The sequence below is a fragment of the Streptomyces sp. NBC_01446 genome, assembly GCF_026340095.1.
Classification (GTDB): domain Bacteria; phylum Actinomycetota; class Actinomycetes; order Streptomycetales; family Streptomycetaceae; genus Streptomyces; species Streptomyces aureus.
Map to the genome: position 1 here is coordinate 7,154,261 of NZ_JAPEPO010000001.1, position 21,101 is coordinate 7,175,361.

21 protein-coding genes and 4 pseudogenes are annotated in these 21,101 nt (G+C 67.2%); 7 read left to right on the forward strand and 18 right to left on the reverse strand.

Features of this window, described 5'->3' with window-relative positions; translation table 11 throughout:
* The 4 genes and pseudogenes from OG456_RS32240 to OG456_RS32255 all read left to right on the forward strand — a co-directional run.
* Entirely contained in the window at positions 1–987 is a 987-nt protein-coding gene (locus OG456_RS32240; protein ID WP_266567182.1) for an aldo/keto reductase, read from the forward strand.
* Positions 988–1,021: 34 nt separating this feature from the next.
* A complete protein-coding gene (locus OG456_RS32245) occupies positions 1,022–1,456 on the forward strand; it encodes a cupin domain-containing protein (RefSeq protein WP_266567184.1) in 435 nt (144 codons plus the stop codon).
* Positions 1,453–2,310 carry an aldo/keto reductase gene (locus tag OG456_RS32250; protein WP_266567185.1) on the forward strand — a complete coding sequence of 286 codons (858 nt, stop codon included), beginning with the start codon at positions 1,453–1,455 and terminating at the stop codon, positions 2,308–2,310. The genes OG456_RS32245 and OG456_RS32250 overlap by 4 nt, the downstream gene beginning before the upstream one ends.
* Before the next feature lie 209 nt (positions 2,311–2,519).
* Positions 2,520–3,092, forward strand: a pseudogene (locus tag OG456_RS32255) (transposase); the annotation flags it as partial.
* Positions 3,093–3,174: 82 nt separating this feature from the next.
* Here OG456_RS32255 and OG456_RS32260 read toward each other — a convergent pair.
* Complete coding sequence (locus OG456_RS32260) at positions 3,175–5,844, reverse strand: SpoIIE family protein phosphatase (protein WP_266567186.1); 2,670 nt, start codon at positions 5,842–5,844, stop codon at positions 3,175–3,177.
* 183 nt (positions 5,845–6,027) lie between these two features.
* On the opposite strand from OG456_RS32260, the gene OG456_RS32265 reads away from it, so the two are divergent.
* Positions 6,028–6,321 (forward strand): hypothetical protein, encoded by a 294-nt coding sequence (locus tag OG456_RS32265; protein ID WP_266567188.1) that lies wholly within the window; start codon positions 6,028–6,030, stop codon positions 6,319–6,321.
* Between the two features lie 397 nt (positions 6,322–6,718).
* On the opposite strand, the gene OG456_RS32270 is transcribed toward OG456_RS32265, so the two are convergent.
* The 4 genes and pseudogenes from OG456_RS32270 to OG456_RS32280 form a co-directional block, all read right to left on the reverse strand.
* Complete coding sequence (locus OG456_RS32270) at positions 6,719–6,874, reverse strand: hypothetical protein (protein WP_266567190.1); 156 nt, start codon at positions 6,872–6,874, stop codon at positions 6,719–6,721.
* Positions 6,875–6,914: 40 nt separating this feature from the next.
* A pseudogene (locus OG456_RS50850) lies at positions 6,915–7,256 on the reverse strand (aminotransferase class V-fold PLP-dependent enzyme); the annotation flags it as partial.
* Positions 7,198–8,049, reverse strand: coding sequence for a helix-turn-helix transcriptional regulator (locus OG456_RS32275; RefSeq protein ID WP_266567191.1), 852 nt, complete (start codon positions 8,047–8,049; stop codon positions 7,198–7,200). The gene OG456_RS32275 and the pseudogene OG456_RS50850, both read right to left, overlap by 59 nt.
* Positions 8,050–8,060: 11 nt before the next feature.
* Positions 8,061–8,822 carry a DUF6879 family protein gene (locus tag OG456_RS32280; protein ID WP_266567193.1) on the reverse strand — a complete coding sequence of 254 codons (762 nt, stop codon included), beginning with the start codon at positions 8,820–8,822 and terminating at the stop codon, positions 8,061–8,063.
* A 169-nt stretch (positions 8,823–8,991) separates the two neighbouring features.
* Between OG456_RS32280 and OG456_RS32285 the strand changes: the two genes are divergently transcribed.
* Complete coding sequence (locus tag OG456_RS32285; RefSeq protein ID WP_266569503.1) at positions 8,992–9,207, forward strand: hypothetical protein; 216 nt, start codon at positions 8,992–8,994, stop codon at positions 9,205–9,207.
* A gap of 924 nt (positions 9,208–10,131) precedes the next feature.
* On the opposite strand, the gene OG456_RS50855 is transcribed toward OG456_RS32285, so the two are convergent.
* The 5 genes and pseudogenes from OG456_RS50855 to OG456_RS32305 all read right to left on the reverse strand — a co-directional run.
* Entirely contained in the window at positions 10,132–10,437 is a 306-nt protein-coding gene (locus tag OG456_RS50855) for a DDE-type integrase/transposase/recombinase (RefSeq protein ID WP_354006140.1), read from the reverse strand.
* On the reverse strand, positions 10,328–10,831 hold the full coding sequence (locus tag OG456_RS32290; protein WP_266567195.1) for an IS3 family transposase: 504 nt from the start codon (positions 10,829–10,831) through the stop codon (positions 10,328–10,330). The genes OG456_RS50855 and OG456_RS32290 overlap by 110 nt, the downstream gene beginning before the upstream one ends.
* Positions 10,828–11,133 carry a transposase gene (locus OG456_RS32295; protein ID WP_266567197.1) on the reverse strand — a complete coding sequence of 102 codons (306 nt, stop codon included), beginning with the start codon at positions 11,131–11,133 and terminating at the stop codon, positions 10,828–10,830. The genes OG456_RS32290 and OG456_RS32295 overlap by 4 nt, the downstream gene beginning before the upstream one ends.
* A gap of 69 nt (positions 11,134–11,202) precedes the next feature.
* Positions 11,203–11,919: an NADPH-dependent F420 reductase gene (locus OG456_RS32300; RefSeq protein WP_266567198.1), complete on the reverse strand. Its 717-nt coding sequence runs from the start codon at positions 11,917–11,919 to the stop codon at positions 11,203–11,205.
* Positions 11,920–12,041: 122 nt separating this feature from the next.
* A pseudogene (locus OG456_RS32305) lies at positions 12,042–12,518 on the reverse strand (hypothetical protein); the annotation flags it as partial.
* Positions 12,519–13,147: 629 nt separating this feature from the next.
* Between OG456_RS32305 and OG456_RS32310 the strand changes: the two are divergent.
* Positions 13,148–13,897, forward strand: coding sequence for a site-specific DNA-methyltransferase (locus tag OG456_RS32310; protein ID WP_266567199.1), 750 nt, complete (start codon positions 13,148–13,150; stop codon positions 13,895–13,897).
* A gap of 94 nt (positions 13,898–13,991) precedes the next feature.
* On the opposite strand, the gene OG456_RS32315 is transcribed toward OG456_RS32310, so the two are convergent.
* The 8 genes and pseudogenes from OG456_RS32315 to OG456_RS32350 form a co-directional block, all read right to left on the reverse strand.
* Positions 13,992–14,696 carry a DUF5655 domain-containing protein gene (locus OG456_RS32315; RefSeq protein WP_266567201.1) on the reverse strand — a complete coding sequence of 235 codons (705 nt, stop codon included), beginning with the start codon at positions 14,694–14,696 and terminating at the stop codon, positions 13,992–13,994.
* A gap of 440 nt (positions 14,697–15,136) precedes the next feature.
* Positions 15,137–15,506, reverse strand: a pseudogene (locus OG456_RS32320) (MFS transporter); the annotation flags it as partial.
* 342 nt (positions 15,507–15,848) lie between these two features.
* Entirely contained in the window at positions 15,849–17,393 is a 1,545-nt protein-coding gene (locus OG456_RS32325) for a class I adenylate-forming enzyme family protein (RefSeq protein ID WP_266567203.1), read from the reverse strand.
* Positions 17,390–18,274, reverse strand: coding sequence for an MBL fold metallo-hydrolase (locus OG456_RS32330; protein WP_266567205.1), 885 nt, complete (start codon positions 18,272–18,274; stop codon positions 17,390–17,392). The genes OG456_RS32325 and OG456_RS32330 overlap by 4 nt, the downstream gene beginning before the upstream one ends.
* 199 nt (positions 18,275–18,473) lie before the next feature.
* Positions 18,474–19,244, reverse strand: coding sequence for an SDR family NAD(P)-dependent oxidoreductase (locus OG456_RS32335; RefSeq protein WP_266567207.1), 771 nt, complete (start codon positions 19,242–19,244; stop codon positions 18,474–18,476).
* 36 nt (positions 19,245–19,280) lie between these two features.
* Positions 19,281–19,556, reverse strand: coding sequence for a hypothetical protein (locus OG456_RS32340; protein WP_266567209.1), 276 nt, complete (start codon positions 19,554–19,556; stop codon positions 19,281–19,283).
* Between the two features lie 67 nt (positions 19,557–19,623).
* On the reverse strand, positions 19,624–20,067 hold the full coding sequence (locus OG456_RS32345; RefSeq protein WP_266567211.1) for a tautomerase family protein: 444 nt from the start codon (positions 20,065–20,067) through the stop codon (positions 19,624–19,626).
* Between the two features lie 67 nt (positions 20,068–20,134).
* On the reverse strand, positions 20,135–21,040 hold the full coding sequence (locus OG456_RS32350; RefSeq protein ID WP_266567213.1) for an alpha/beta hydrolase: 906 nt from the start codon (positions 21,038–21,040) through the stop codon (positions 20,135–20,137).
* Positions 21,041–21,101 lie beyond the last annotated feature (61 nt).

Genomic DNA, 21,101 nt, shown 5'->3' on the forward strand with positions numbered 1-21,101 from the left:
ATGCACACCAGAACACTCGGACACGGCCTGCATGTGTCCGCGATCGGGCTCGGCGCGATGGGCATGTCCCAGAGCTACGGCCCCAACCCCGGCAGTCGTGGCGACATGATCGCGGTGCTGCGCTCCGCGGTCGACGAGGGCGTGACCTTCTTCGACACCGCCGAGGTCTACGGGCCGTACGTGAACGAGGAGCTGGTCGGCGAGGCGCTGGAGCCGATCCGCGACCAGGTCGTGATCGCCACCAAGTTCGGATGGGACATCCAAGACGGCCGGAGCGTCGGCCTGAACAGCCGTCCCGAGCAGATCCGCCGCGTCGCGGAGGAGTCTCTGAAGCGGCTCCGCACCGAGGTGATCGACCTGTTCTACCAGCACCGCGTCGATCCCGATGTGCCGATCGAGGACGTCGCAGGCACGGTCGGCGAGCTGATTGCTGAGGGGAAGGTCAGGCACTTCGGGCTCTCCGAGGCCTCGGCCGCCACCATCCGCGCCGCACACGCCGTCCACCCCGTGACCGCGGTCCAAAGCGAGTACTCGCTGTGGACACGGGACCCTGAGGCTGAGGTGCTGCCCACGCTCGCCGAGCTCGGCATCGGGTTCGTGCCGTTCAGCCCGCTCGGCAAGGGCTTTCTCACCGGCACCGTCGACACGTCCACGACCTTCGCCGACGGGGACATCCGCCACCGGGTTCCGCGCTTCGAGGCGGAGAACCTGGCCGCGAACCAGGCGCTCGTCGCCCATGTCCGGCAGCTCGCCGAAGTGAAGGGCGCGACGCCGGGCGAGATCGCCCTGGCCTGGCTGCTCGCGCAGCAGCCGTGGATCGTGCCGATCCCCGGCACCCGCCGCTCGGCACGCATCCAGGAGAACACCGCCGCGACGGCTGTTGCGCTGTCCGCGGACGAGGTCGCAGACCTCGACGGCCTTGCCCAGCGGGTCGGCGTCAGCGGCGATCGCTACAACGCCGAGCACATGGGCTACGTCAATCGCTAGTGCTGGACGCGCTGAAACAGAAGGAAAGAACGAAATGACTGTCAACGGATTCGACCAGATCTTCCCGCTCGGGGAGAAGAACGACGCCTTCGCGCAGTACTTCATCGGCCAGAGCTACCTGGCTCCGCTCGCCTCGGGAAGCGTTCCCGTCAGCAACGTCTCCTTCGAGCCGGGCTGCCGCAACAACTGGCACATCCACCACGGCACGGGCGGCGGCGGTGACCAGATCCTGCTGTGCACGGCGGGCAGTGGCTGGTACCAGGCCGAGGGCGAGGATCCCATCAGCATGGAGCCGGGAACGGTGGTCCGCGTCCCGGCGGGCACGAAGCACTGGCACGGCGCGAAGGCGGACTCGTGGTTCTCCCACGTCGCCTTCATCACCCCGGGCGAGGACGTCAGCAACGAATGGCTCGAGCCCGTCACCGACGAGGTGTACGGCGAGCTGCTGAAGAACGGAGCACACGCATGACCATCCTGGACGAGACCTACACGCTGGCAGGCGGCGTCGAGATCCCCAAGCTGGGGCTCGGCACCTGGTTCATCGACGACGACAAGGCGGCCGAGGCGGTCCGCGCAGCCGTGGAGATCGGCTACCGCAACATCGACACCGCCCAGGCCTACGGCAATGAGCGCGGCGTCGGCGAGGGCGTGCGCACCGCCGGCGTGCCCCGCGACGAGCTGTTCGTGTCGACCAAACTCGCCGCGGAGATCAAGGACTACGGCCAGGCGGTCGACTCGATCGACGAGTCACTGCAGAAACTCGGGATCCAGTACATCGACCTGATGCTCATCCACAGCCCGCAGCCGTGGGACGACTTCCGCGGCGGCGACTACGCCGAGGGCAACCGCGAAGCATGGCGCGCGCTCGAAGAGGCGCATGAGGCCGGCAAGATCCGCTCCATCGGGGTGTCCAACTTCCAGCAGCAGGACCTGGAGAACGTCCTGCAGGGCGCGACCGTCGTGCCGCACGTGAACCAGCTGCTCGTCCACGCCGGCAACACCCCCTCGGAGCTCCTGGACGACTGCGAGGACAAGCAGATCCTCGTCGAGGCGTACTCGCCGATCGCGCACGGAGCGATCCTGCAGAACGCCGAGGTCAAGGCGATGGCAGAGAAGTACGGCGTGTCTGTCCCGCAGCTGTGCATCCGCTACACCCTGCAGCTGGGCACGGTGTCGCTGCCCAAGACGGCGAACCCCGAACACATGCGCTCCAACGCCGAGGTCGACTTCGAGATCTCCGGCGACGACATGGACGCCCTGCGGGGCCTGCGCGACGTGGACTACGGCGAGCACAGCGCGTTCCCCGTCTACAGCGGCAAGTGACGCCGACGAGCGCTGCCCCATGACGGCCTGGCCCCATGAGCAGCTCGAAGCGATCCGCTCGACTGACGGCTTCCACGTCTCCCCGTACCGCGACGACGGCGTCACTCCCTGGCACACCGACCTGGGTCTGGTCCGTCGTCGTCGACGACGAGGTGTAGGTGCGCGCCTACAACGGCACCGCATCGCGTTGGCAGGGGTCGGCCATGACTCTCAACTACGACCTCGTTGGACTGGCCCGGGTAAAGGAGGGGCGCAAGCCCGAACCGACCGGTTCCGTCATCGACACCCAGAGTGTGAAGACCTCCACCAACGTGCCCGTGACCGGCCAAGGAACCGATGCCGCCAAGAAGATCGTGGGCCGGAAGCGAGGCATCCTCACCGACACGATCGGGCTGCTCCTTGCCGTGACCGTCACCGCCGCGAGCCTCTCCGAAAACGCCGTCGGGATACAACTCCTCGACCAAGCCAAGAAGACCTACCCCACCATCTCCAAGTCCTGGGTCGACACCGGATTCAAGAATGCCGTCATCGAACACGGCGCCAACCTGGGCATCGACGTCGAAGTCGTCAACAGAAACCCGGGAGTTCGCGGATTTCACGTCGTGAAAAGACGCTGGGTTGTAGAGCGAAGTATCGGTTGGATCATGTTGCACCGTCGTCTCGCCCGCGACTACGAGACCCTCACTGCCAGCTCCGAGGCCATGATCCACGTCGCGTCGATCGACAACCTCGCCAAGCGCATAACAGACGAGACTACTCCAACCTGGCGAGGTACTTACTAGGACGGAAAGGTCAATTCGCCTAGATCAAACGCCCTCTCAGAACCTGACCGCAGCCCAATCACAAGACCAGCGACAGAGTCCTTCAACGAGTACGCGGAGATTCGTCCCATTGGTCAAGGAGGATGTCGGTCAGGTCGGTGCCGGGTTCTGTGGCGCCGTCGTGGAGGGCCTGCTCGGTCCAGATGATCTTGCCGCGGGGGGTGTAGCGGGTGCCCCAGCGCTGGGCGAACTGGGCGACCAGGAACAGGCCGCGGCCGCCCTCGTCGGTGTTCTTGGCCCGGCGCAGGTGCGGCGAGGTGCTGGAACCGTCGGCGACCTCGCAGATCAGGCGGTTTCGGTCGTGCAGCAGCCGGACGTGGATGGGCTCGGCGCCGTAGCGGATGGCGTTGGTGACCAGCTCGCTGAGGATCAGCTCGGTGGCGAATCCGATCTCCGCCAGCCCCCAGGCCTCCAGCCGTTGGGTGACATCGGCGCGGACCCGGGAGACGGCGGCTGGGTCGTCGGGCACGTCCCAGTCGGCGAACTGGCCGGGGTCCAGCAGGTGGGTGCGGGCCACCAGCAGGGCGATGTCGTCGGTGGGGCGCTCGGGCAGCAGGGCGTCGAAGACCGCCTGGCAGGTGGCTTCCGGGGTGCGGTCCGGGTGGCCGGTCAGGGCGGTGCGCAGGAGGTCCAGGCCTGTGTCGATATCGCGGTGGCGGTTTTCGATCAGCCCGTCGGTGAACAGGGTCAGCCGGCTGCCCTCCGGCAGTTCCAGTGCGGCGGCCTCGAACGGGAGGCCGCCACCGAGGCCCAGGGGCGGTGAAACGGGGGTGTCGGGGTAGGTGACGGTGCCGTCGGGGTGGACCAGGGCGGGGCCCAGGTGGCCGGCGCGGGCGATGGTGCACATCCCAGAGACCGGGTCGTAGATGGCGTACAGGCAGGTTGCCCCGGTGATCCCCTGTCCGTCCTCTTCGGTGGCCTGGTCGGTGTCCAGGTGGGCAACCAGCTCGTCCAGGCGGGCCAGCAACTCGTCGGGAGCCAGGTCCAGGGCGGAGAAGTTGTGCACCGCGGTGCGCAGTCGGCCCATGGTGGCGGCGGCGTGCAGGCCGTGGCCGACGACGTCGCCGACGACCAGGGCTACCCGGGTGCCGGGCAGCGGGATGACGTCGAACCAGTCGCCGCCGACCCCGGCCTGCGCGGGCTGGTAGCGGTGGGCGACCTCCAGCGCGGTCTGCTCCGGCAGGTCGTGGGGGAGCAGGCTGCGCTGCAGGGTGATGGCCAGGGCGTGCTCGCGGGTGTAGCGGCGGGCGTTGTCGATGGCCAACGCGGCCCGGGCGGCCAGCTCCTCGGCGAAGGACAGGTCCTCCTCCTCGAACGGCCCGGTGCTCTCCAGGCGCCAGAAGTTGGCCAGCCCCAGCACCACGCCGCGGGCCTGCAGCGGCACGGTGATCAGCGAGTGGATGCCGTGGTCCAGGACCCGCCGGGCCTGCTCGGGGTCCTGGGCCTGCCAGCCGTCCGCGGTGCGCAGGTCGGCCTCGAGAACCGGGTGACCGCTCGCCACGCTCGCCACCATCGGTGTGCTGGGTGCGAATCTGATGAGTTCGCCCACGGGGTAGAGCGGCGAGTCCTGCCGGACGCCGCTGGCGGCGGTGCGGCGCATCTCGGTGTTCCCCTCGGCTGGCTCCTCGCCGTGCAGCACCGGCTCGGCCAGCTCGACGGTGACGACGTCGGCGAACCGCGGGGTCGCCACCTTGGCCAATTCCTCGGCGGTGCGCACCACGTCCAGCGTGGTGCCGATCCGCACCCCGGCATCGTAGAGCAACTTCAAGCGGTCCCGGGCGGCCTCCGCCTTGCCTGCCAGCGCGCGCAGCTCGGTGGTGTCCCGCAGCGTTACCGCGATCCCGGCCGGCTCCCCGGAGGGCACGGTCGGCCGCACGTTCACCGCCAGCAAGCGGTCTCCGGCCAGGTGTACCTCATCGGTGGCCATCCGCTGGGAGATCAACAATTCGGCCATGCGCGGGTCCAGGCCCAGGTCCGAGACGAGGCGTCGCTCCGCGTCTTCGGACAGGTCCAGCAGGCGCTGCGCCTCGTCGTTGGCCAGCAGCAACCGACCGTCCTCGTCGAGGACAAGGACGCCTTCCTTCACCGAGTGCAGCACCGCATCGTGGTGCTCGTACATTCGGGTGATCTCGGCGGGGCCCAGGCCCCGGGTCTGGCGCAACAGCCGCCGGCTGAGCAGCCCCGCTCCGCCCATGGTGACGGCCACCGCGCCGACGGTACCGCCCAGCACGGCAGGGAGCTGCTCTGCGACCCTGTCGCCGACATGCTTGATCGTGACCCCGGCACCGACCACACCGACCACACTGCCATCGGGTTCCTTGACGGGGACATAGGCCCGGATCGCAGGGCCGAGAGAGCCAACGCCCTGGTCCCTTACCGTCCGCCCAGCCAACAAGGGAGCCATGTCGGCAGTGGTGCGTGTGCCGGGCCCGTTCGGCGAGGTAAGGGCGTAGTAGATTCCGTCCCGGTTCATGACGCCCACAAAGTCCATGTTGGAGCGTTTGCCGGCCTCCTCGACCCGCGGCTGCAGTACCGCAGTGGGATCGGGTGACTTCAGGGCTTCCACGAGCCCCGGGGAGCTGGCGAAGCTCTGCGCGACAGCGAATGAGCGGTTGTCGGCCTCGCGGGTGCTGGCGCGTTGGGCCGCCAGCACGAGCATGACGACGGCACCGATGGCCAGCAGCAGCACGACTACCACCTGCAGCACGAACATCTGGCCGACGACGCTACGGACACTTAGTACCGAACGCGTGCCATTGCGCCGACTGCGTGCGGAGCTGACCACGTGCCGAGGCTCCGAGGAAGACCTGGATCGGATGCGAAATCCTGACATATAGCAATCTTGCGCTTGCTGCTCAAGCCCTGGGACTGATCACGTGCGTATGGCTGAAGGCCAATGTCGGCAGCGGGCCTGGCCAGCCTGCCAGTCAACGGTGAAGCCGACGGGGTGGAGGTGCCGTATTCCGCGTTGCGGCCGGTCGTAACGGTCACCGGGGCGATCACGGTGATGGCGCGCGCGGCGGAGGCGGCGAGATTGGAAGCGCTGGGGTTGGTAGCCGGCGTCCATCGGCTCGCCGGGGTCAGGCCGCGGGCAATGAGCCTGTCCGGGATCGTGGTGGTCGCGGACGTCGTGGTCGGTGGCCGGCGCGTGGTGTACACGTCCGTGATCAGGTTCGGTGTGGCCGGGTAGCAGGTCTTGGTCAGGTGTGGCCCGCGTCGAAGCAGGTAGCCCGGGCTGGTGGACGGGATCGAGCGCCTGGTGGTGATCTTTCTGGGGGCGATCCGGATCTCCTTGACCACCGCATGCTGGACGCGCTGGCGGCATCATCCTCCGTGACGCCGGCGTGATCTTCTGACCCGCGCCGGCCGAGGCTCCGGTGCGCATGCCGGACGACGGCCTCTCCGGCGTGCGCACCGAAATGGGTCCGCAGTCCGGGATCTCGTGCTTTCCAGCCGGCGTGCACCGAGCCGTCGTCGGTGTCCAGGCGCACGTAGTACTGGCGTAGATCGTGCAGAGCAGCACTCGGGTCCGGCATCACCATCCCGGCGCAGCCGGATGGTGATGCCGGACCGGCGGGGAGCCGCGCTCAGACCGTGGCCGCGACCGAAGCCAGCGCCTCGAACGTCCGGTCGGCGTCATCCACCGTGTGGTAGTGGACGAACCCGGCGCGGAGAACGCCCTCCACGTCGGACAGACCGAGTGCGCGCAGGGGCTCGATCGCATAGTTGGTGCCTGCGGACACGAGGACGCCCTGCTCCGGCCATGCGTGCCGCGGCCCGTTGCGGGGAGAGCCCGTCGACGGCCAGCGCGAAGATCGGCTCGCGACCGTCCAGCGTGGTTTTGCTGTGCACACGAACGCCCAGGAGGCCAGCCAGCGTGTCCAGCGCACGCCTGGTCAGCGCCCGCTCCTGCTCGGCGATCGCTTCGAAGCCGACCTGGTTCAGATAGGAGATGCAGGCCCGCAAGCCTGCGATCTCCTCGAAGGTCGGCATGCCGCGCCCCCATGCGCGGGATCCCTTGCTGGGGGCGAGGCGCGGTCCGTCAGGGGTGAGCCTCTCGAGCAATTCACCGTGGTCCCAGAGCCAGTCGGGCGCGCAGGATGCTGCGATGTGCGTCCGCGCCATATACCGCGGACTCGGTGAGCGTGTCCCATACCTTTTCGTAGGCCATGACACTGTCGGTGGTGTCGAGCCAGAGTTCGGCGTGCCAGTCCTCGACCACGACGAGGCGATCGTCATAGATCCAGAAGCCGTTCCCTGGTGGGATTTTGAGGGATGCGGTGAGCGGGACGATGCCGAGTCGCATTGTGTTGAGCCCGACCAGCCCGGCCAGTCGCTCCAGCTGCAGGGCGAGGGCCTGGGGTGAGCAGATAAGGGCGTACAGGGCGGCTTCCCAGATCACGACGTGGTACTCCTTGGTGCCCGCGTAGATCCATTTCTGCAGTTCGAGCCGTGCTCGTACGGCTTCCTCGATGTCAGGGCGAACGCTGCGAAGTTCGGTGTAACGGGTGAACATGGCGCGTGCGTAGTCCGGTGTTTGGAGGACGCCGGGGATGGCGGAGTTCTCCCACATGCGGAACGCGTGGGTGCGTTCGTGCTCGGCCAGGAGCGTTTCCTGCACGGGGCGGTGGCCGCCGGCGAGCTGGCGGCGCCAGGAGCGGGTGAGGGACTCGAACCCGGCCAGCTGTGAGTGGAGACCCGCGATGGCGTCCTCGTGGCCGGTGGCCTGTGCCCAGGCGGTGAGGTCTTGTGGTGTCGCTGTCTGTTTGCCGTTTTCGAGCTTGCTGACCTTCGACTTGTGCCAGCCGAGTTGTCGGGCGAGTTGCTCGCCGGTGAGCCGGCCGCTGGGGCGGTGCAGTCTCAGTTCCCGCAGTCGTACCCCGAGGGCCGTTCGGGCTTGCTGGAAGTCCGTGCTCACGTGACGTGCACCTATTCGGGCTGGGCGTCCCTGGCGTACTGCGTCGCGGCGTGTTCAAACGGGACCGCGTGGTGCCAGGCGGCGTCACGCGCCATGGAGTAGCGGACCACCTGGGCGGGTTCGGTGATCAGCTCGACGTCGGTGAGTTCGTCGGCGTCGGTGAAGTTCAGCTTCCCGACCAGGCGTGAGTCGAAGATCCAGAAGTCCTCGTCGGGCAGCCGCAGCCGATCGGCGTCGGCCCGGGGGAGGCTCTTGATTTCCTCGCCGAGGGCGCTGTTGCGGCGGGCATTGTCGAGCAGATAGCGCTGTCCGACCGTTGGAGGCTCGTCGAGGATCCGCACCCGGGAGATGGTGTGGCCGTTCTCGATCTGGGGCCGGATCAGCTCGGCATACGGATCGCGGGGGTCCCAGGTCGCCGATCCGGTGGCGAGGAACTCCCGATAGGTCTCTGTCGACTCGTCGCTCGCGTACCGGCGCCGGCTCTCCAACCGCCATGCCGAGTGCTCGAAGGTACGGAAAAGGTTCTCGAACTCGTCGAGGCCGATGATCCGGGCCACGCGTTCCATCTCCTTGGGGGCGAAGTCGACGACGACGTGACGGGGGATCACGACGGCCACTTCACCGGGCGAGAGGTGTTGCAGCTGTCCGAGGTCATCCGCGTGTGTGAGCGGCGGTCCGTGGAAGATCACGTCACCGGTGTCCAGGTCCTCGTGGACGGTCGGACAGCCGGTTCCGCCGCTCCCGGTGCCGTTGCAGCGCAGTCGTCGCGCCATGATCTGCCCCCTTCGTAGGGTTGTGATCACAGCTTGGCGTCACGCCCCCGGGCAACGCCACGGTGCCCGCACCCCTTCAGTAGCAACTTCGAGCAACTCACCCAGTCTGTCAAGCAACTTCGAGCAACTTCCATGATGTGAGCCGAAGTCGGTGTCTAGCTTCCTGCTCATGGCCTCATCTGATGACCCGGTCACACCCTGCGCGGCGACGGCGGTGGATGCGCTGCGTGAAGCCCTCAGTCAGGCGGACATCGTCATCCCCTCGCTCGGCGTCGATGACACCTGGCCGCACCTGGACTTGGTGGAACTGGGACGCATCCGCCCCGCAGTGGCCATACGTCTGGCAGGCGTCATCCGGCGAGGAGGTCGTGAGCGTGAAGAGTGAGTGGCGGACTGGTGCGTTGGTCGTCGACACCGAAACCGGCAGAACGGGCCGGGTTATGGACAGTGTCGGACCGTACCTCCAGCTCCGGCCCCCAGGAGGAGGACGCGAGTGGGACGCCGACCCCGATCGCGTGCGTCCTGCGGACGCAGCCGAGCGGCAACGCGCGTACGTGGTCGAGCTGAGGCTGACGTCGCAGGGGCAGGACACGTGAGGCGAGCCGGCCTGCTGCCTGACCCGGCCACACTCACGGGCGATCAGCTATGCGGTTGGGCCTGCGCCCAATGCGGAGCACGTCTGTACAGGGACCGGTTTCTTGGGACAGTCCGAGATCCGTACAGCAGGGACATGAAGCACATCGAACTCTGGGCCTGCGCCCCCGAATGTCTGCGCGTCGCCTCCCCGTCCGTCGATGAGCTGCCATCTGGGCAATCGACGGACAGGGAGGGCAGTTGAGAGACCTCAAGACTTCAGAGTCGCGCAAGAGGGTGTCTCGGGTTGCCCGTCGTGACGCCACGATGGAGCGGCAGAAGATGTTGACGATGTTGAGATCGAAGACAGCGCTCATTGTCGGACCAGCGCGATCATGCGTAGGTCTGGATGGCTCATCGGGGCGAAGGCCATGATGCGTACTTGGATCTCCTGGCCGCCGTGAAATGGCAGCGAGAAGCCTCGGACATCCCCGTCTGGATGCGCCTGTGAAGCTTCCCCGTGATCTTGGACACTCGATGCTTACGCCACGAGGGCGTGTTCTTGTTCGAGGCGCTGTCGGGTCTCGAGCGGGGTGAGGTAGCCCCAGCGTGGATGGCGGCGTAGGCGCTGTCGTTTGTAGAAGGTCTCGACGAAAGCGAAGATGTCCGCGCGGGCGCTGGACCGGTCCGGCCAGCGGCGGGTTCCGATCTCCTCCTTCAGCAGTGCGAAGAACGACTAGGCGGCGGCGTTGTCGAAGCACGAGCCGGTTCGGCCCATGCTCTGCCGCAGTCCCAACCGGCTTATCTTGCACCGGAGTTCATCTGAGGTGTATTCACTGCCGCGGTCCGAGTGCGCAATGCATCCGGGCTGGAGTCGGCCGCGTCCGGCGGCCATCTTCAGCGCGTCCACGATCAGGGATGCACGGTGGTGGTCAGCCATCGAGTAGCCGACGATCTCGCGGGTTGCGAGGTCCAGCCAGGTCGCCAGATACAACCAGCCCTCGTCGGTGGGGATGTAGGTGATGTCGCCGACCAGCTTCATCCTCGGAGCCGGTGCGGTGAAAGTCGCGGGCGATCAGGTCCGGGGCGGGCACCGCCCTTTTGGCCGGGCGGGTCAGGCCCTTTCGCCTGCGCCGCGTGACACCGCTGATGCCGCGTTCACGCATGACGCGCTCGATCCGTTTACGGTTCACGCGGTGCCCGAGCCGCCGCAGTCCGGCGTGGATGCGCGGCACCCCGTAGGCGCCCCTAGAGGCGAGGTGCAGCACGGTGATCTCGTGGGCCAGGGCGTCGTCCGCGGCCTGCTTCGCCCGCCGGGTCTTCTCTCCGGCCAGCCATGCGTAGAAGGAGGAGCGGGCCACCTTCAGCAGCCGGCACAGCAGAGCAACGTTGTGGGTGGTCTTCTCCGCCTCGATGAACGCGTACACCTCGTTCATCGATCGCTCTCCTTCGCGAAGAAGACCGCCGCTTTTCGCAGCACCTCGATCGTCTCCGCCTGCTCGGCGGCCAGCCTCCGCAGCCGCCGCAGCTCTTCGCGCTCGGCCGTCGTCAGCTCTCCCGGCGGCCCCTGCCCGCGGTCGATCGCATCCTGCTTGACCCAGTTGCGCAGTCCCTCGGCGCTGACCCCGATCTGGCGGGCCACCTCGGTGACGGTCTTCCCGGAGGAGTACACGAGCGCGATCGCGTCCCGTTTGAACTCCTCCGTATACCTCCTGCTGCGGTTGCTCTTGCTTCCCACCTAGGCGGCAGCCCTCAGCGCTCCGCATCAAGTGCCTCAACGCTCCGTGGGCGGACTACCCAGGCTCTCTTAGAACATACGTTCGGCAACCTTCGCCCGGTGGGCTGCCTCCAGTACGGCGCGCAACTGGTCGACCGGGAGTGGCGCGGCGGGGGCCTGGAGTATGCGGTCGTCCGGCACACCGGGGTCGGCGCAATAGATGCGGGTGTAGGCGCCGGCCTCGGGCTCGAAGCGCCAGCTCTCGTCGAGCCTTCCGGCGTCGACGGTGTCGAAGCCGAGCCGGCCGATCAGTTCGGTTGCCCGGCCCTTCGCGTCGAGGTCATTGCCGACGATGGGCAGCGCGCTGCGGTCCGGGGCTCCGGCGGGCCGGGCGAGCAGCGGAATGTGGTGGGCGAGGATGTTGTTGAAGGCTTTGACCAGCAGAGTGTCCGGCAGGAGCCGCTGGGCCCATTCGGTCGTGGTTACCTCTTCGGCGTCGAGTTCGGCGATGCGGCCGTCGCGATGGGGGTAGTAGTTGCCGGTGTCCAGTACGGTCCTGCCCCGCAGGAGGCCTTCGGGCAGCGAACTGTACGCGGCCAGCGGGATGGTGAGCAGGATCATCTCCCCGGCGCCGGCGGCCTGCTCGACGGTGCCTGCGCCGGCTCGTGGCCCCAGCTCTGCGACAAGGTCCGTCAGGCTCTGCGGGCCGCGCGAGTTGGCGATCACGACGTCGATATCCGCCGCCACCGCGAGTCGCGCGACCGCGGCCCCGATGTTTCCGCTGCCGATGATTCCCAGAGTTGACATCACTTCTCCATAGTTGTCGTGGGGCGTGGTGAGGGAAAACGGAGGCCGCATCCGCATCCCTGTCGACGATACGGAGGCGGTATCCGCATTGTCAAAGAGGTGCGACCTGGCGGGCTGGAGGGGCGCCAGCCCGAGACCTTGAGCAGGCCCTCGTAGAACTTCGTCGAGGCGTGCACCGGATCACGAACCTCCGCGGCCGTACCCCAACCCTGGCTCGGACGCTGCTGGAAGAGGCCGAGCGAATCCCGATCGCCGTAATCCAGATTCCGCAGCCGCGACTCCTGCAGAGCCGTGGCCAGGGCAACGACCTGTCCCCGCGCCGGAACCTTCATCGCGGCACCGGTGGCCTGGATCGTCGCGGCGTTCGGTATCTGCTCCTCGGGTTCGTCCAGCCCCGCAACGGACACGGACTTCTTCCCGTGCCCCTCCAGGATTGACTTCACCTGTTTCGCGACCGCCGCGCTGTCCACAGCCTGCGCACCGTTCGCGGAGCAGGAGGCCTGGGCGCTGCTGGAACCAGCGACAGCGACGGCGACCGGTGCGATCAACAACGTCGGGCCGAGCGCCACGGCCCCTGCTATGGCAACGATCTTCTTCACGGGCGCTGCCCGAACGCCAAGTGGCGAGACAGAAAATCTGGCCCTGGGGAGGGGTGCGCCTGGGCATGCTGCATCGACAGCTCCTTGCTCGTGGGCAGCGCGGCGCAGGCGTTCTCGTCGAAAAGGCCACCGACACCGCGCCGGATATGAATTCGCAATCCCTGGGTGAAGCAGGGAAACCAGGGCCGGGAGCTGCTAACTCCCGGCCGCTGGACCCTAACTGGAAAGCGGCAGCCAGCCGCGCTCGTAATCTCACACTCCACATGGGGGAGTCCCCTTCGCCGATTAGGAAGCCAGTCGGTGGGGTGCCGGGCGCGCTGCCGTTCGGACGGAACAGCACGCACCTGCACAGCTCAGCAGGGGGGAGCAGGTCCTGTCCTGCGAACACGGCGAGACTGTAGGGACGAAATCCGGCCGCGCCAAACGGCCCGTTCTTCGGGCGGTTTCGGGTTTCTGCACAGAGATCCGACTCATTGGGTGCGGCCGGAATCTGGAGTTAACCTCCAGCGCATTGCTCCCCGCGGTAGCTGCTTCTGCCGTTCCGCGGAGCGACCCATATCGATGTGCGCAGCCCTTCGTGAGCGGAGAAATGCGCGCACGACCGCCTCCCCGAAAGAGAGAACCGCGCAATGCCGTACACCCTGTACCGAGGCGACGCGCTGACCGCCCTCGCCGGCATCCCTGACAACAGCGTCGATGCCCTGATCACCGACCCGCCCTACAACAGCGGCGGCCGAACGAGCAGCGAGCGCACCGGCCGCTCCGCGCGCGCGAAGTACACCTCGGCCGACGCCGAGCACGACCTCGCCAACTTCCCCGGAGAGAACCGAGACCAGCGCTCGTATGGCTTCTGGCTCACCCTCCTGCTCACTGAGTCCTACCGCGCGACCGTCGAGTCCGGCACCGCGCTCGTCTTCACCGACTGGCGGCAGTTGCCGACGACGACGGACGCGCTCCAGGCCGCCGGGTGGACATGGCGGGGAATCGCGTCGTGGCACAAGCCGGTCTCCCGGCCGCAGAAGGGCCGGCTCAAGCAGTCGTGCGAGTACATCGTGTGGGGAACCAAGGGATCTGTGGACGCCAACCGCAACCCTGTCTACCTGCCCGGTCTCTACACGGCGAGCCAGCCCCGGAAGGGCCGCGTGCACATCACGCAGAAGCCGGTGGAGGTGATGCAGGAGCTGGTGAAGATCTGCCCGCCGGGCGGAACGGTCCTGGACCCCTTCGCTGGCTCTGGGACGACCGGCGTCGCAGCCCTGCGAGAAGGTCGTCAGTTCATAGGGGTCGAACTCTCCAAGCACTACGCCGACATCGCAAATGAGCGTCTCCACAATGCTCTGACGCAGGACGACTTCGAGCTCGCCGGACCTGAGGAGTGAGAGCGAGAAGCCCCGTCACTGGGGCCAGAACGCAAGAAAGGGCGGTTGCGTCACCAGGTTCGTGTGACGCAACCGCCCTTGACCGTGGGACGAATCAGGAGGCTTCGATGCTCTGCCGGATCAGACCACCCGCCCGATCGAGATCCTCACGCGATCCAATCCGTACCTCGACGCCGTCCCGGATGCCTAGGCACCCCAACCCGCGGATATCCCGCAAGAAGCCGTCCTGCATCTCCACCGTGTCGGGGTCCAGCTTCAGATTGACTACGAGCACTCGGTTGCGAGGCTGAACGCGCACCGTGGCGACATTCTTGATCCGCCTGTACGCGATGTAGTGGAGCTGGGTCTCCTTCTGCACGTCGCTGTGCGAGAGGAGAACCTCGTCGAGGTTCGCATACAGTTCCTGCAGGCCCTGCGGGGATTCGTCGAGGTACTGCTGCACCGACTTTGCTGAGCCCGGCCCGGAGGGGCGAGGCGTGTTCTGGGCTCTCCTCCGCGACGGGAGAGCAGCGCCGGCAACCGAAGCTACGAGCTGGAGCGTGAGCACGTCATCGAACACGCGGTAGCCCACCAGGTCGATCCGGCGGCCGATCATCTCGATGGCGACAGTGTCGTGGTGCGTGAACGACCCGGCGATACAGACGATTCGGGGATTGCTCCAGTCGATCTCCTCAGCCGCCCTAGCGCCGAACGCCTCCCTGACCAGGCTCTCGAACTCGTGGTGGTGATCGTGCAGCCACGACAGGTACGAGAGTGCCTGGTTCACGACGTTCTGGTCGCGCGAGCGCTTGTACTCCACTTTACCGACCACAGGAGCTCGTGAACCGGCTCTGAACTGCGACGACTCATAGGCTACATGTCCGTGACGGGGAGTCGGAGCCGTTTGGCTATGTTCACGAGGGCCGGGTTCTCGTGAACAGAGCCAGGCCCGTTGCTGTTCGCCGTCATTCAAATATCGGCCCCGGATCGACAAAGGTGACGATCTCGTGCACGGTGCCTACCGGGGGCTCGGCCGATCCCGCCGGGCCGCGACACCGGACGCCTGCCGTTGGATTGCCGCTGTCGAGAGACCAGGCGTCCTCAAGGCCAGGCCCTCGATGAAACATCCAGGGCATCGAAGCGGCCCGCGTGATGGGCAACCAGCCACCGCTGAGCGGCTCGGTAGGGCACCTGCATCGCCGGCGGGGCCGCTGTGAGCGTCACCCGGTCGGGCGGGTAAGCACCCCCTGCTGCTCGGCACCCCCTGCAGGCACGCGCCGCGAAGAGCAGGCCGGGGCCCGTCGCGGCGCCGCCATGGCGGACGCTGCCGCGAAGCCGACCAGGAAGGTCCGCTCGCGTCCGACCAGGTCGGCGATCCGACCGCCCGCAGGCAGACTCCCGAACGCGAGCGTGTATGCGGTCATCACTCGCTGGCGGCTGTCATCGAACGCCCCCAGTCCCCGCTGGGCCGAGGGCAGAGCGATGTTCGCGATCGTGGTGTCCAAGGACACCATCGGCTGCGCGAGGGCGATCACCCCCAGGCCCACCATCGATCCGGATAGGGAGACAGCTCGTCCGATCGGGCGTCGGCGGTGGCCGAAGTTCTGCCGGGGGTCTCACCGGCTCGCATGCGCTCAGTCTGGGTGAGCCGGTTCCTGACCGCCTCCGCGCCATCCCGTCGTGGGCGTCGCGATGGCCAATGTGTGCTGCCAAGATGCAGGCAGGGTCGTCGGTCGCGCAGGCCGTGGTGAGTTGCGGCGGTCGGACGCGGCGCGGGACATAGAACCGTTCGCCAGGTGCTCGCCCCTTGCCTCGCGGTCGTCCATCCGCACGAGCATGCCCCTGAAGCGTCACTCCGGCCCCTCCGGCCGGCACCTTCGAAGACGATCGGGTGGCGGGAGGGAATCTCGCCCCGCGGGCCACCCGACCTTCGAAGATGGCGAGCCCTCGATGACCGAGCATCTGCTGGTGGTCAATGGGATGACAGGGCTGCGGCGTGAGCGGCCCGCAACGAGGGCTTGTCGATCTTGCCGACAGCGTTCTTGGGGATGGCGTCGACCACGAGGAACGACGTCGGCCGCTTGTAGCCGCTGAGGTGTTGCGCAGTCAGCGCTTCCAGAGCCGCAGGGTGGACAGTCATACCAGGCCGCGGCTGTACGTAGGCGACTACCACCTCTCCCCACTTGTCGTCAGGCACACCGATGACGGCGGCCTCGAGGACAGACGGGTCAGCCGTGAGGACGTCCTCGATCTCCTTGGGATAGATGTTCTCGCCACCACGGATGATCACGTCTTTCGATCGCCCGACCAGGGTCAGGTAGCCGTCCGCGTCCAGGTGGCCTACGTCGCCCGTGTGCAGCCAGCCGTCCACGATCGTCTTCGCCGTGTCTTCCGGCCGACCGAGATAACCACGCATGACGTTGGGGCCACGCACGATGACCTCACCATCCATGCCGGTCGCCAGCTCATTGCCCTGCTCGTCGACGATCCGGAGCTCCTGCCCCGGGACGGCAACCCCCACGGTGCCTGCCCGGCGCGGACCCGCGACGGGGTTGACGGTGGAAGTGCAGGTTCCTTCGGACAGCCCGTAACCCTCGATGATGGGGAAGCCGTACCGAGCCTCGAATCGGATCGGCAACTCGGCGGAGGCGGGTGCTGCGCCGCACGTGCCGTAACGCAGCGAGGACGTGTCGGGTCGAACGTCGGCCGGCAGCGCCTCGAGCATGTTGTAGATCGTGGGCACGGCACTGAAGTACGTGGGTCGCTCCCGCTCGACGAGATCGAAGAAGGTCTCGGGGTCGAACCGGTCGGCGATGAAGACACTGCCGCCTGCGACCAGCGGCGTGAGCACGCTGACCACGATGCCATTGACGTGGAAGAGCGGCAGGATCAGCAAGCAGCGGTCGGTCGGCCCGGTCTCGATCGCCTGGCACCCCATCGCAGCCATCGCGTCGATGTTGGAGTGGTCGAGCATCACGCCCTTCGGTACGCCCGTCGTTCCGCTGGTGTAGATCAGGAGTGCCAGCGCGGTCGAGTCCAGCTGCGGCGTCGGACCCGACCCCACCGCCTCTCCGTACAGGTCGTCGACGGCAAGCGTGGCGACGCCTGCGGCGGTCGTGCCGTCCTCGACGACCAGCACGCGTGCGCCCGAGTCGTCGAGCTGCCGTGCGACCTCACCCTCGGTCAGGCTCGGATTGACCGGGGTGACGGTCGCCCCGAGCCGCCAGGCCGCGAACATCAGAAGCACGAACTCGACGCGGTTCCTCAGCTTGAGCGCCACGACATCGCCAGTACCGACCCCAAGGTCCTGAAGGTGACGAGCAGCAGCCCGGACACGGGTCAGGAACTGGGCATTGGTGAGCGACTGACGCCCGTCGGCAACCGCGGGACCGTCCGGAGCGGATGCGGCGCGACGGTCGGGCAGCGAGGCGAAATTCATGGTGAGGTGACCTATCGTGGTGTGGCGCGTTTCAACGCAAAGGCAACAGTGCGGGCTTCGGGTGACAGGCTCGGTCACTCAGCAGCATCGCGCTTGGCGATCGCCGCGCCTGCGGAGAACTGGAGCGTCCAGACGTTGCCGTGGTGCGGGTACTTCTCCACCATGGTGGCCACCAGCTCTTCGGCATCCTTCGCGACCTCGCAGGCAGCCGCGAAGTCCTGGATGTAGGCGCGGGTTTGGGCGATCATGGTCTCGACCGCGTAGTCGTCGCCGTCGGGCCTGCGGTGTCCGGACACGATCATGCGCGGGCGGAGGCTCTCCACGGTGTCGACGGTCTCGAGCCAGTCCTGCCACTCATCGGGCGTCGACAGGCCGAGCATCGGGTGGATCTCGTTGTAGATGGAGTCACCGGCCACGACGACGTCGATCTCGGGGATGTGCACGATGCTCGTGGGATGGATGTCGGCCTGCTTCACCTCGATGATGCGCAGGGGAGATCCGTCGACGTACAGCGTCTCGCCTTCGAGCGGCTCCGGAAGCGGCCCCGCCATGATGCAGGTGTCGCCGAACAGCATGCGCCACTCCCCGATCTGCTGCTCCATGGTCTGCTTCATGGACTCGACCACGTGGGGCAGCGCCACGGCCTTCGCCTCCGGGAACCGCTCCAGGAGCGGTCCGAAGCCCAGGTAGTGATCAGCGTGATCGTGGGTGATGTAGATCGTCGTGAGCTTCTTGCCGGTGCGCTCGATCAGGTCACCGAGGTCGCGGACGTCGTCCTTGAGGTAGAGCGCGTCGATCAGGACCACCTCGGTGGCGCCGCTCACGAGCGTGGCCGTGGTGGGCGAGAAGGTGCCGTTCGGTACGCCGGGGAACTCCCCGGCCGGGATGTTCGGCCAGCGACCGACGAAGCCCGTGGCGCGGATGGGTGCGGCCGGCGAGGAATGGGTGTCAGCGGTCACGAGGTACCTCCGGTTGCGGTGTTGCCGGCCGACGCGGCATTGCGCACGTCGGCAGGCGAAGTCACGTTATGAACGCACGCTCGGTGACTCATGGAACGAGTGCGCCGAGCGCTGGTATGCGAGCGCCACGTTGCTCTGAATGGAACCTGCCAAACGGATCAAGGCAGGTAGGTCGTACTGTCCTGGGCCGGGATCGGTCTTACAGAAGGGAGGCGTCGAGGCCGCCGTCGAGCACCAGCCCGCTGCCCGTGCAGAACGATGACCGCTCGCTGGCGAGGAACAGCACGGCTTCGGCGACCTCGGCCGGGGTGCCGTAGCGTCCCTGCTTCTGCCGCATCAGGGAGTCGAATCCACCCGCGGGCAGGCTGGCGATCTCATCGAAGCGCGGTGCCGCCGCGGTCATGAAGTCGGTGCCGATGAACCCCGGCAGCAGTGCGTTGACCCGCACGCCGTGCGGGCGCAGCTCGGTGGCGGCGGTCTTGGTCAGGTTGACCACGCCCGCCTTGGCCGCGGCGTAGTGCGCCATCAGCGGCGAGCCGGTGGTCGCCGCGATCGAGCCAAGGGTGACGATCGAGCCGCCGCCAGAGGCGATGATCGCCGGTGCCGCGTAGCGGATGCCCAGGAAGACACCGTCAAGGTTGACCGAGGTGGCCTCCCGCCAGGCGGCGAGGTCTATCTGCAGCAGTGGGCACGGAGCTCCGACGCCGGCGTTGGGCACCATGATGTGCAGCCCGCCGTGCCGCTCGACCGTCGCGTCGACGAGCGCGGCGACCTGCTGCTCGTCGCGCACGTCGCAGACCTGGTGAGTGGCACCCGGGATGCCGGCCGCCACCTTCTCGGCCGCGGCCTGGTCGATGTCGGAGACGACGACAGTCGCCCCCTCGGCGCCGAGGCGTTCGGCGATGGCCTGCCCGATGCCCTTCCCCGCGCCGGTGACGACGGCGACCCGTCCGTCGAGAAGTCCGCTCATGATCAGCTTTCCTTTCTGCAGGTGGGATCGGACCGGTCAGCCGACGGTGAGGAGCGTCGTGCCCCCACCGTCGATCGTGTATTCGCTGCCGGTGCGCTCGATCAGGTCACCGAGGTCGCGGACGTCGTCCTTGAGGTAGAGCGCGTCGATCAGGACCACCTCGGTGGCGCCGCTCACGAGCGTGGCCGTGGTGGGCGAGAAGGTGCCGTTCGGTACGCCGGGGAACTCCCCGGCCGGGATGTTCGGCCAGCGACCGACGAAGCCCGTGGCGCGGATGGGTGCGGCCGGCGAGGAGTGGGTGTCAGCGGTCACGAGGTACCTCCGGTTGCGGTGTTGCCGGCCGACGCGGCATTGCGCACGTCGGCAGGCGAAGTGGGAATCAGCCGGCCGGCTGCTCATAGGGGACGGGCCGGTTCTCCCTGACCCAGAGCTTCTCGATGTCCGACTCCGGCGGCGGCGGTACGAGACCCTGCGTGCGCCAGAGGTCCATGGGGGTCTCGTCGATGTGGACCTCCCAGTCGTAGCCGCGCTCCTTGACCAACGGCGCCAGCTTCTCCTCGATGATCTCCATGCACAGGAACCGCATCTCGGGGTCGTCCATCTGCCGGGCGATGTGGTCCGTGCGGATCCGTATGAAGTTGTTGTTTGCCTTACCACCGACGTACATGGTGTTCGCCGGCATTTCCTTGAACAGGACGACGACAAAGAACTTCGGCAGAACAAAGGCGTAGTCCGTGTAGAGCGAGGTGATCCTCTCGGACAGTTGTTCCTTGTCCTCCGGGGTGAAGGCGTTCTCGGGGGTGAAGATCTCCCAGTACGGCATTGCGGCTCCTTGATGAGTGGATCGGTGACGGAAGGTGCGGCTCGTCGACGCGGCTCAGGAGGGGGGCTCAGCCCCGGAGGTGCTTGACGAAGTGGTCCCGTGCGGCTGCGGAGAGCTCGTCGAAGCCGGGGCCGCTGTAGAAGTCGAAGTGACCGCCCTGCTTGACGATGATCTGCTTCGGCTCCCGGGCCTCCTCGTACGCGTCGAGGGCCAACTCGAACGGTGCCACCCTGTCGTTGTCAGCCACGATCATCAGGAGCGGGGTCGGCGCGATGCGGCTGATGAAGGTACCCGGGGCGTACTCGGTCACCATTTCCATGCTTCGAGCCGTCAGCTCGTTCTTCCAGTTGGGCGCCCGGTCCGCCGACGTCTTGCTGAACCACTCGTAGGCGTCGGCCGCGGGCATCGCGGACTGCGCCGTAGGGTCGGCCGCGACGACCGGGACCATAGCGGGCTCTCCGCCGGTGAACCGGTTGAGTCGGTCGCCCTCCTGGATCGCACGGAAGACTGGGATGAAGTCCGGCCGGATCGACCGGCTCAGGGTGCGCGGCCCCGTGATGAACGGCACCTGGGAGACGACGGCCTTCACCCTCTTGTCGATCGCCGCGACCATGAGGACGTGTCCACCGGAGAAGCTGGAGCCCCAGATGCCGATCTTCGACGCGTCCACCTCGGGGCGGGTGGTGGCGTAGGTGATCGCGTTCCGGAAATCCCGGTACTGCAGGACCGGGTCGACTTCCTGGCGAGGAGTTCCCTCACTGTCGCCGAAGTTCCGGTGATCGTAGACGAGCACGTTGAGGCCGGCTTCGGCGAAGACCACGGCATACTCGTCGAGGTGCATCTCCTTGACGCATGACAGCCCGTGCGCCAGGACCACGACCGGTGCCGGCGTGCTGGTGTTCCTGGCCGGATAGAACCAGCCCCGGAGAGTGACGCCGAACTCGCCCTTGAACTCGATGTCTTCTCGATTCATGTGACCTTCCGATTCGCTTGCGATGGTCCGTCGGTCGTGCGGAGGTTCACTCGGAGCGATC

Bases quoted from the DNA above. Each gene is read 5' to 3' on its own strand.
- OG456_RS32260 (WP_266567186.1), bottom strand. From the start codon at position 5,844: ATGTTCGTGCTGCAGGTGGTAGTCGTGCTGCTGCTGGCCATCGGTGCC.
- OG456_RS32265 (WP_266567188.1), top strand. From the start codon at position 6,028: ATGTCGGCAGCGGGCCTGGCCAGCCTGCCAGTCAACGGTGAAGCCGAC.
- OG456_RS50855 (WP_354006140.1), bottom strand. From the start codon at position 10,437: ATGAAGCTGGTCGGCGACATCACCTACATCCCCACCGACGAGGGCTGG.
- OG456_RS32345 (WP_266567211.1), bottom strand. From the start codon at position 20,067: ATGCCGTACTGGGAGATCTTCACCCCCGAGAACGCCTTCACCCCGGAG.
- OG456_RS32245 (WP_266567184.1), top strand. From the start codon at position 1,022: ATGACTGTCAACGGATTCGACCAGATCTTCCCGCTCGGGGAGAAGAAC.
- OG456_RS32310 (WP_266567199.1), top strand. From the start codon at position 13,148: ATGCCGTACACCCTGTACCGAGGCGACGCGCTGACCGCCCTCGCCGGC.
- OG456_RS32285 (WP_266569503.1), top strand. From the start codon at position 8,992: ATGGCCTCATCTGATGACCCGGTCACACCCTGCGCGGCGACGGCGGTG.
- OG456_RS32280 (WP_266567193.1), bottom strand. From the start codon at position 8,822: ATGGCGCGACGACTGCGCTGCAACGGCACCGGGAGCGGCGGAACCGGC.
- OG456_RS32300 (WP_266567198.1), bottom strand. From the start codon at position 11,919: ATGTCAACTCTGGGAATCATCGGCAGCGGAAACATCGGGGCCGCGGTC.
- OG456_RS32240 (WP_266567182.1), top strand. From the start codon at position 1: ATGCACACCAGAACACTCGGACACGGCCTGCATGTGTCCGCGATCGGG.
- OG456_RS32335 (WP_266567207.1), bottom strand. From the start codon at position 19,244: ATGAGCGGACTTCTCGACGGACGGGTCGCCGTCGTCACCGGCGCGGGG.
- OG456_RS32250 (WP_266567185.1), top strand. From the start codon at position 1,453: ATGACCATCCTGGACGAGACCTACACGCTGGCAGGCGGCGTCGAGATC.
- OG456_RS32350 (WP_266567213.1), bottom strand. From the start codon at position 21,040: ATGAATCGAGAAGACATCGAGTTCAAGGGCGAGTTCGGCGTCACTCTC.
- OG456_RS32290 (WP_266567195.1), bottom strand. From the start codon at position 10,831: ATGAACGAGGTGTACGCGTTCATCGAGGCGGAGAAGACCACCCACAAC.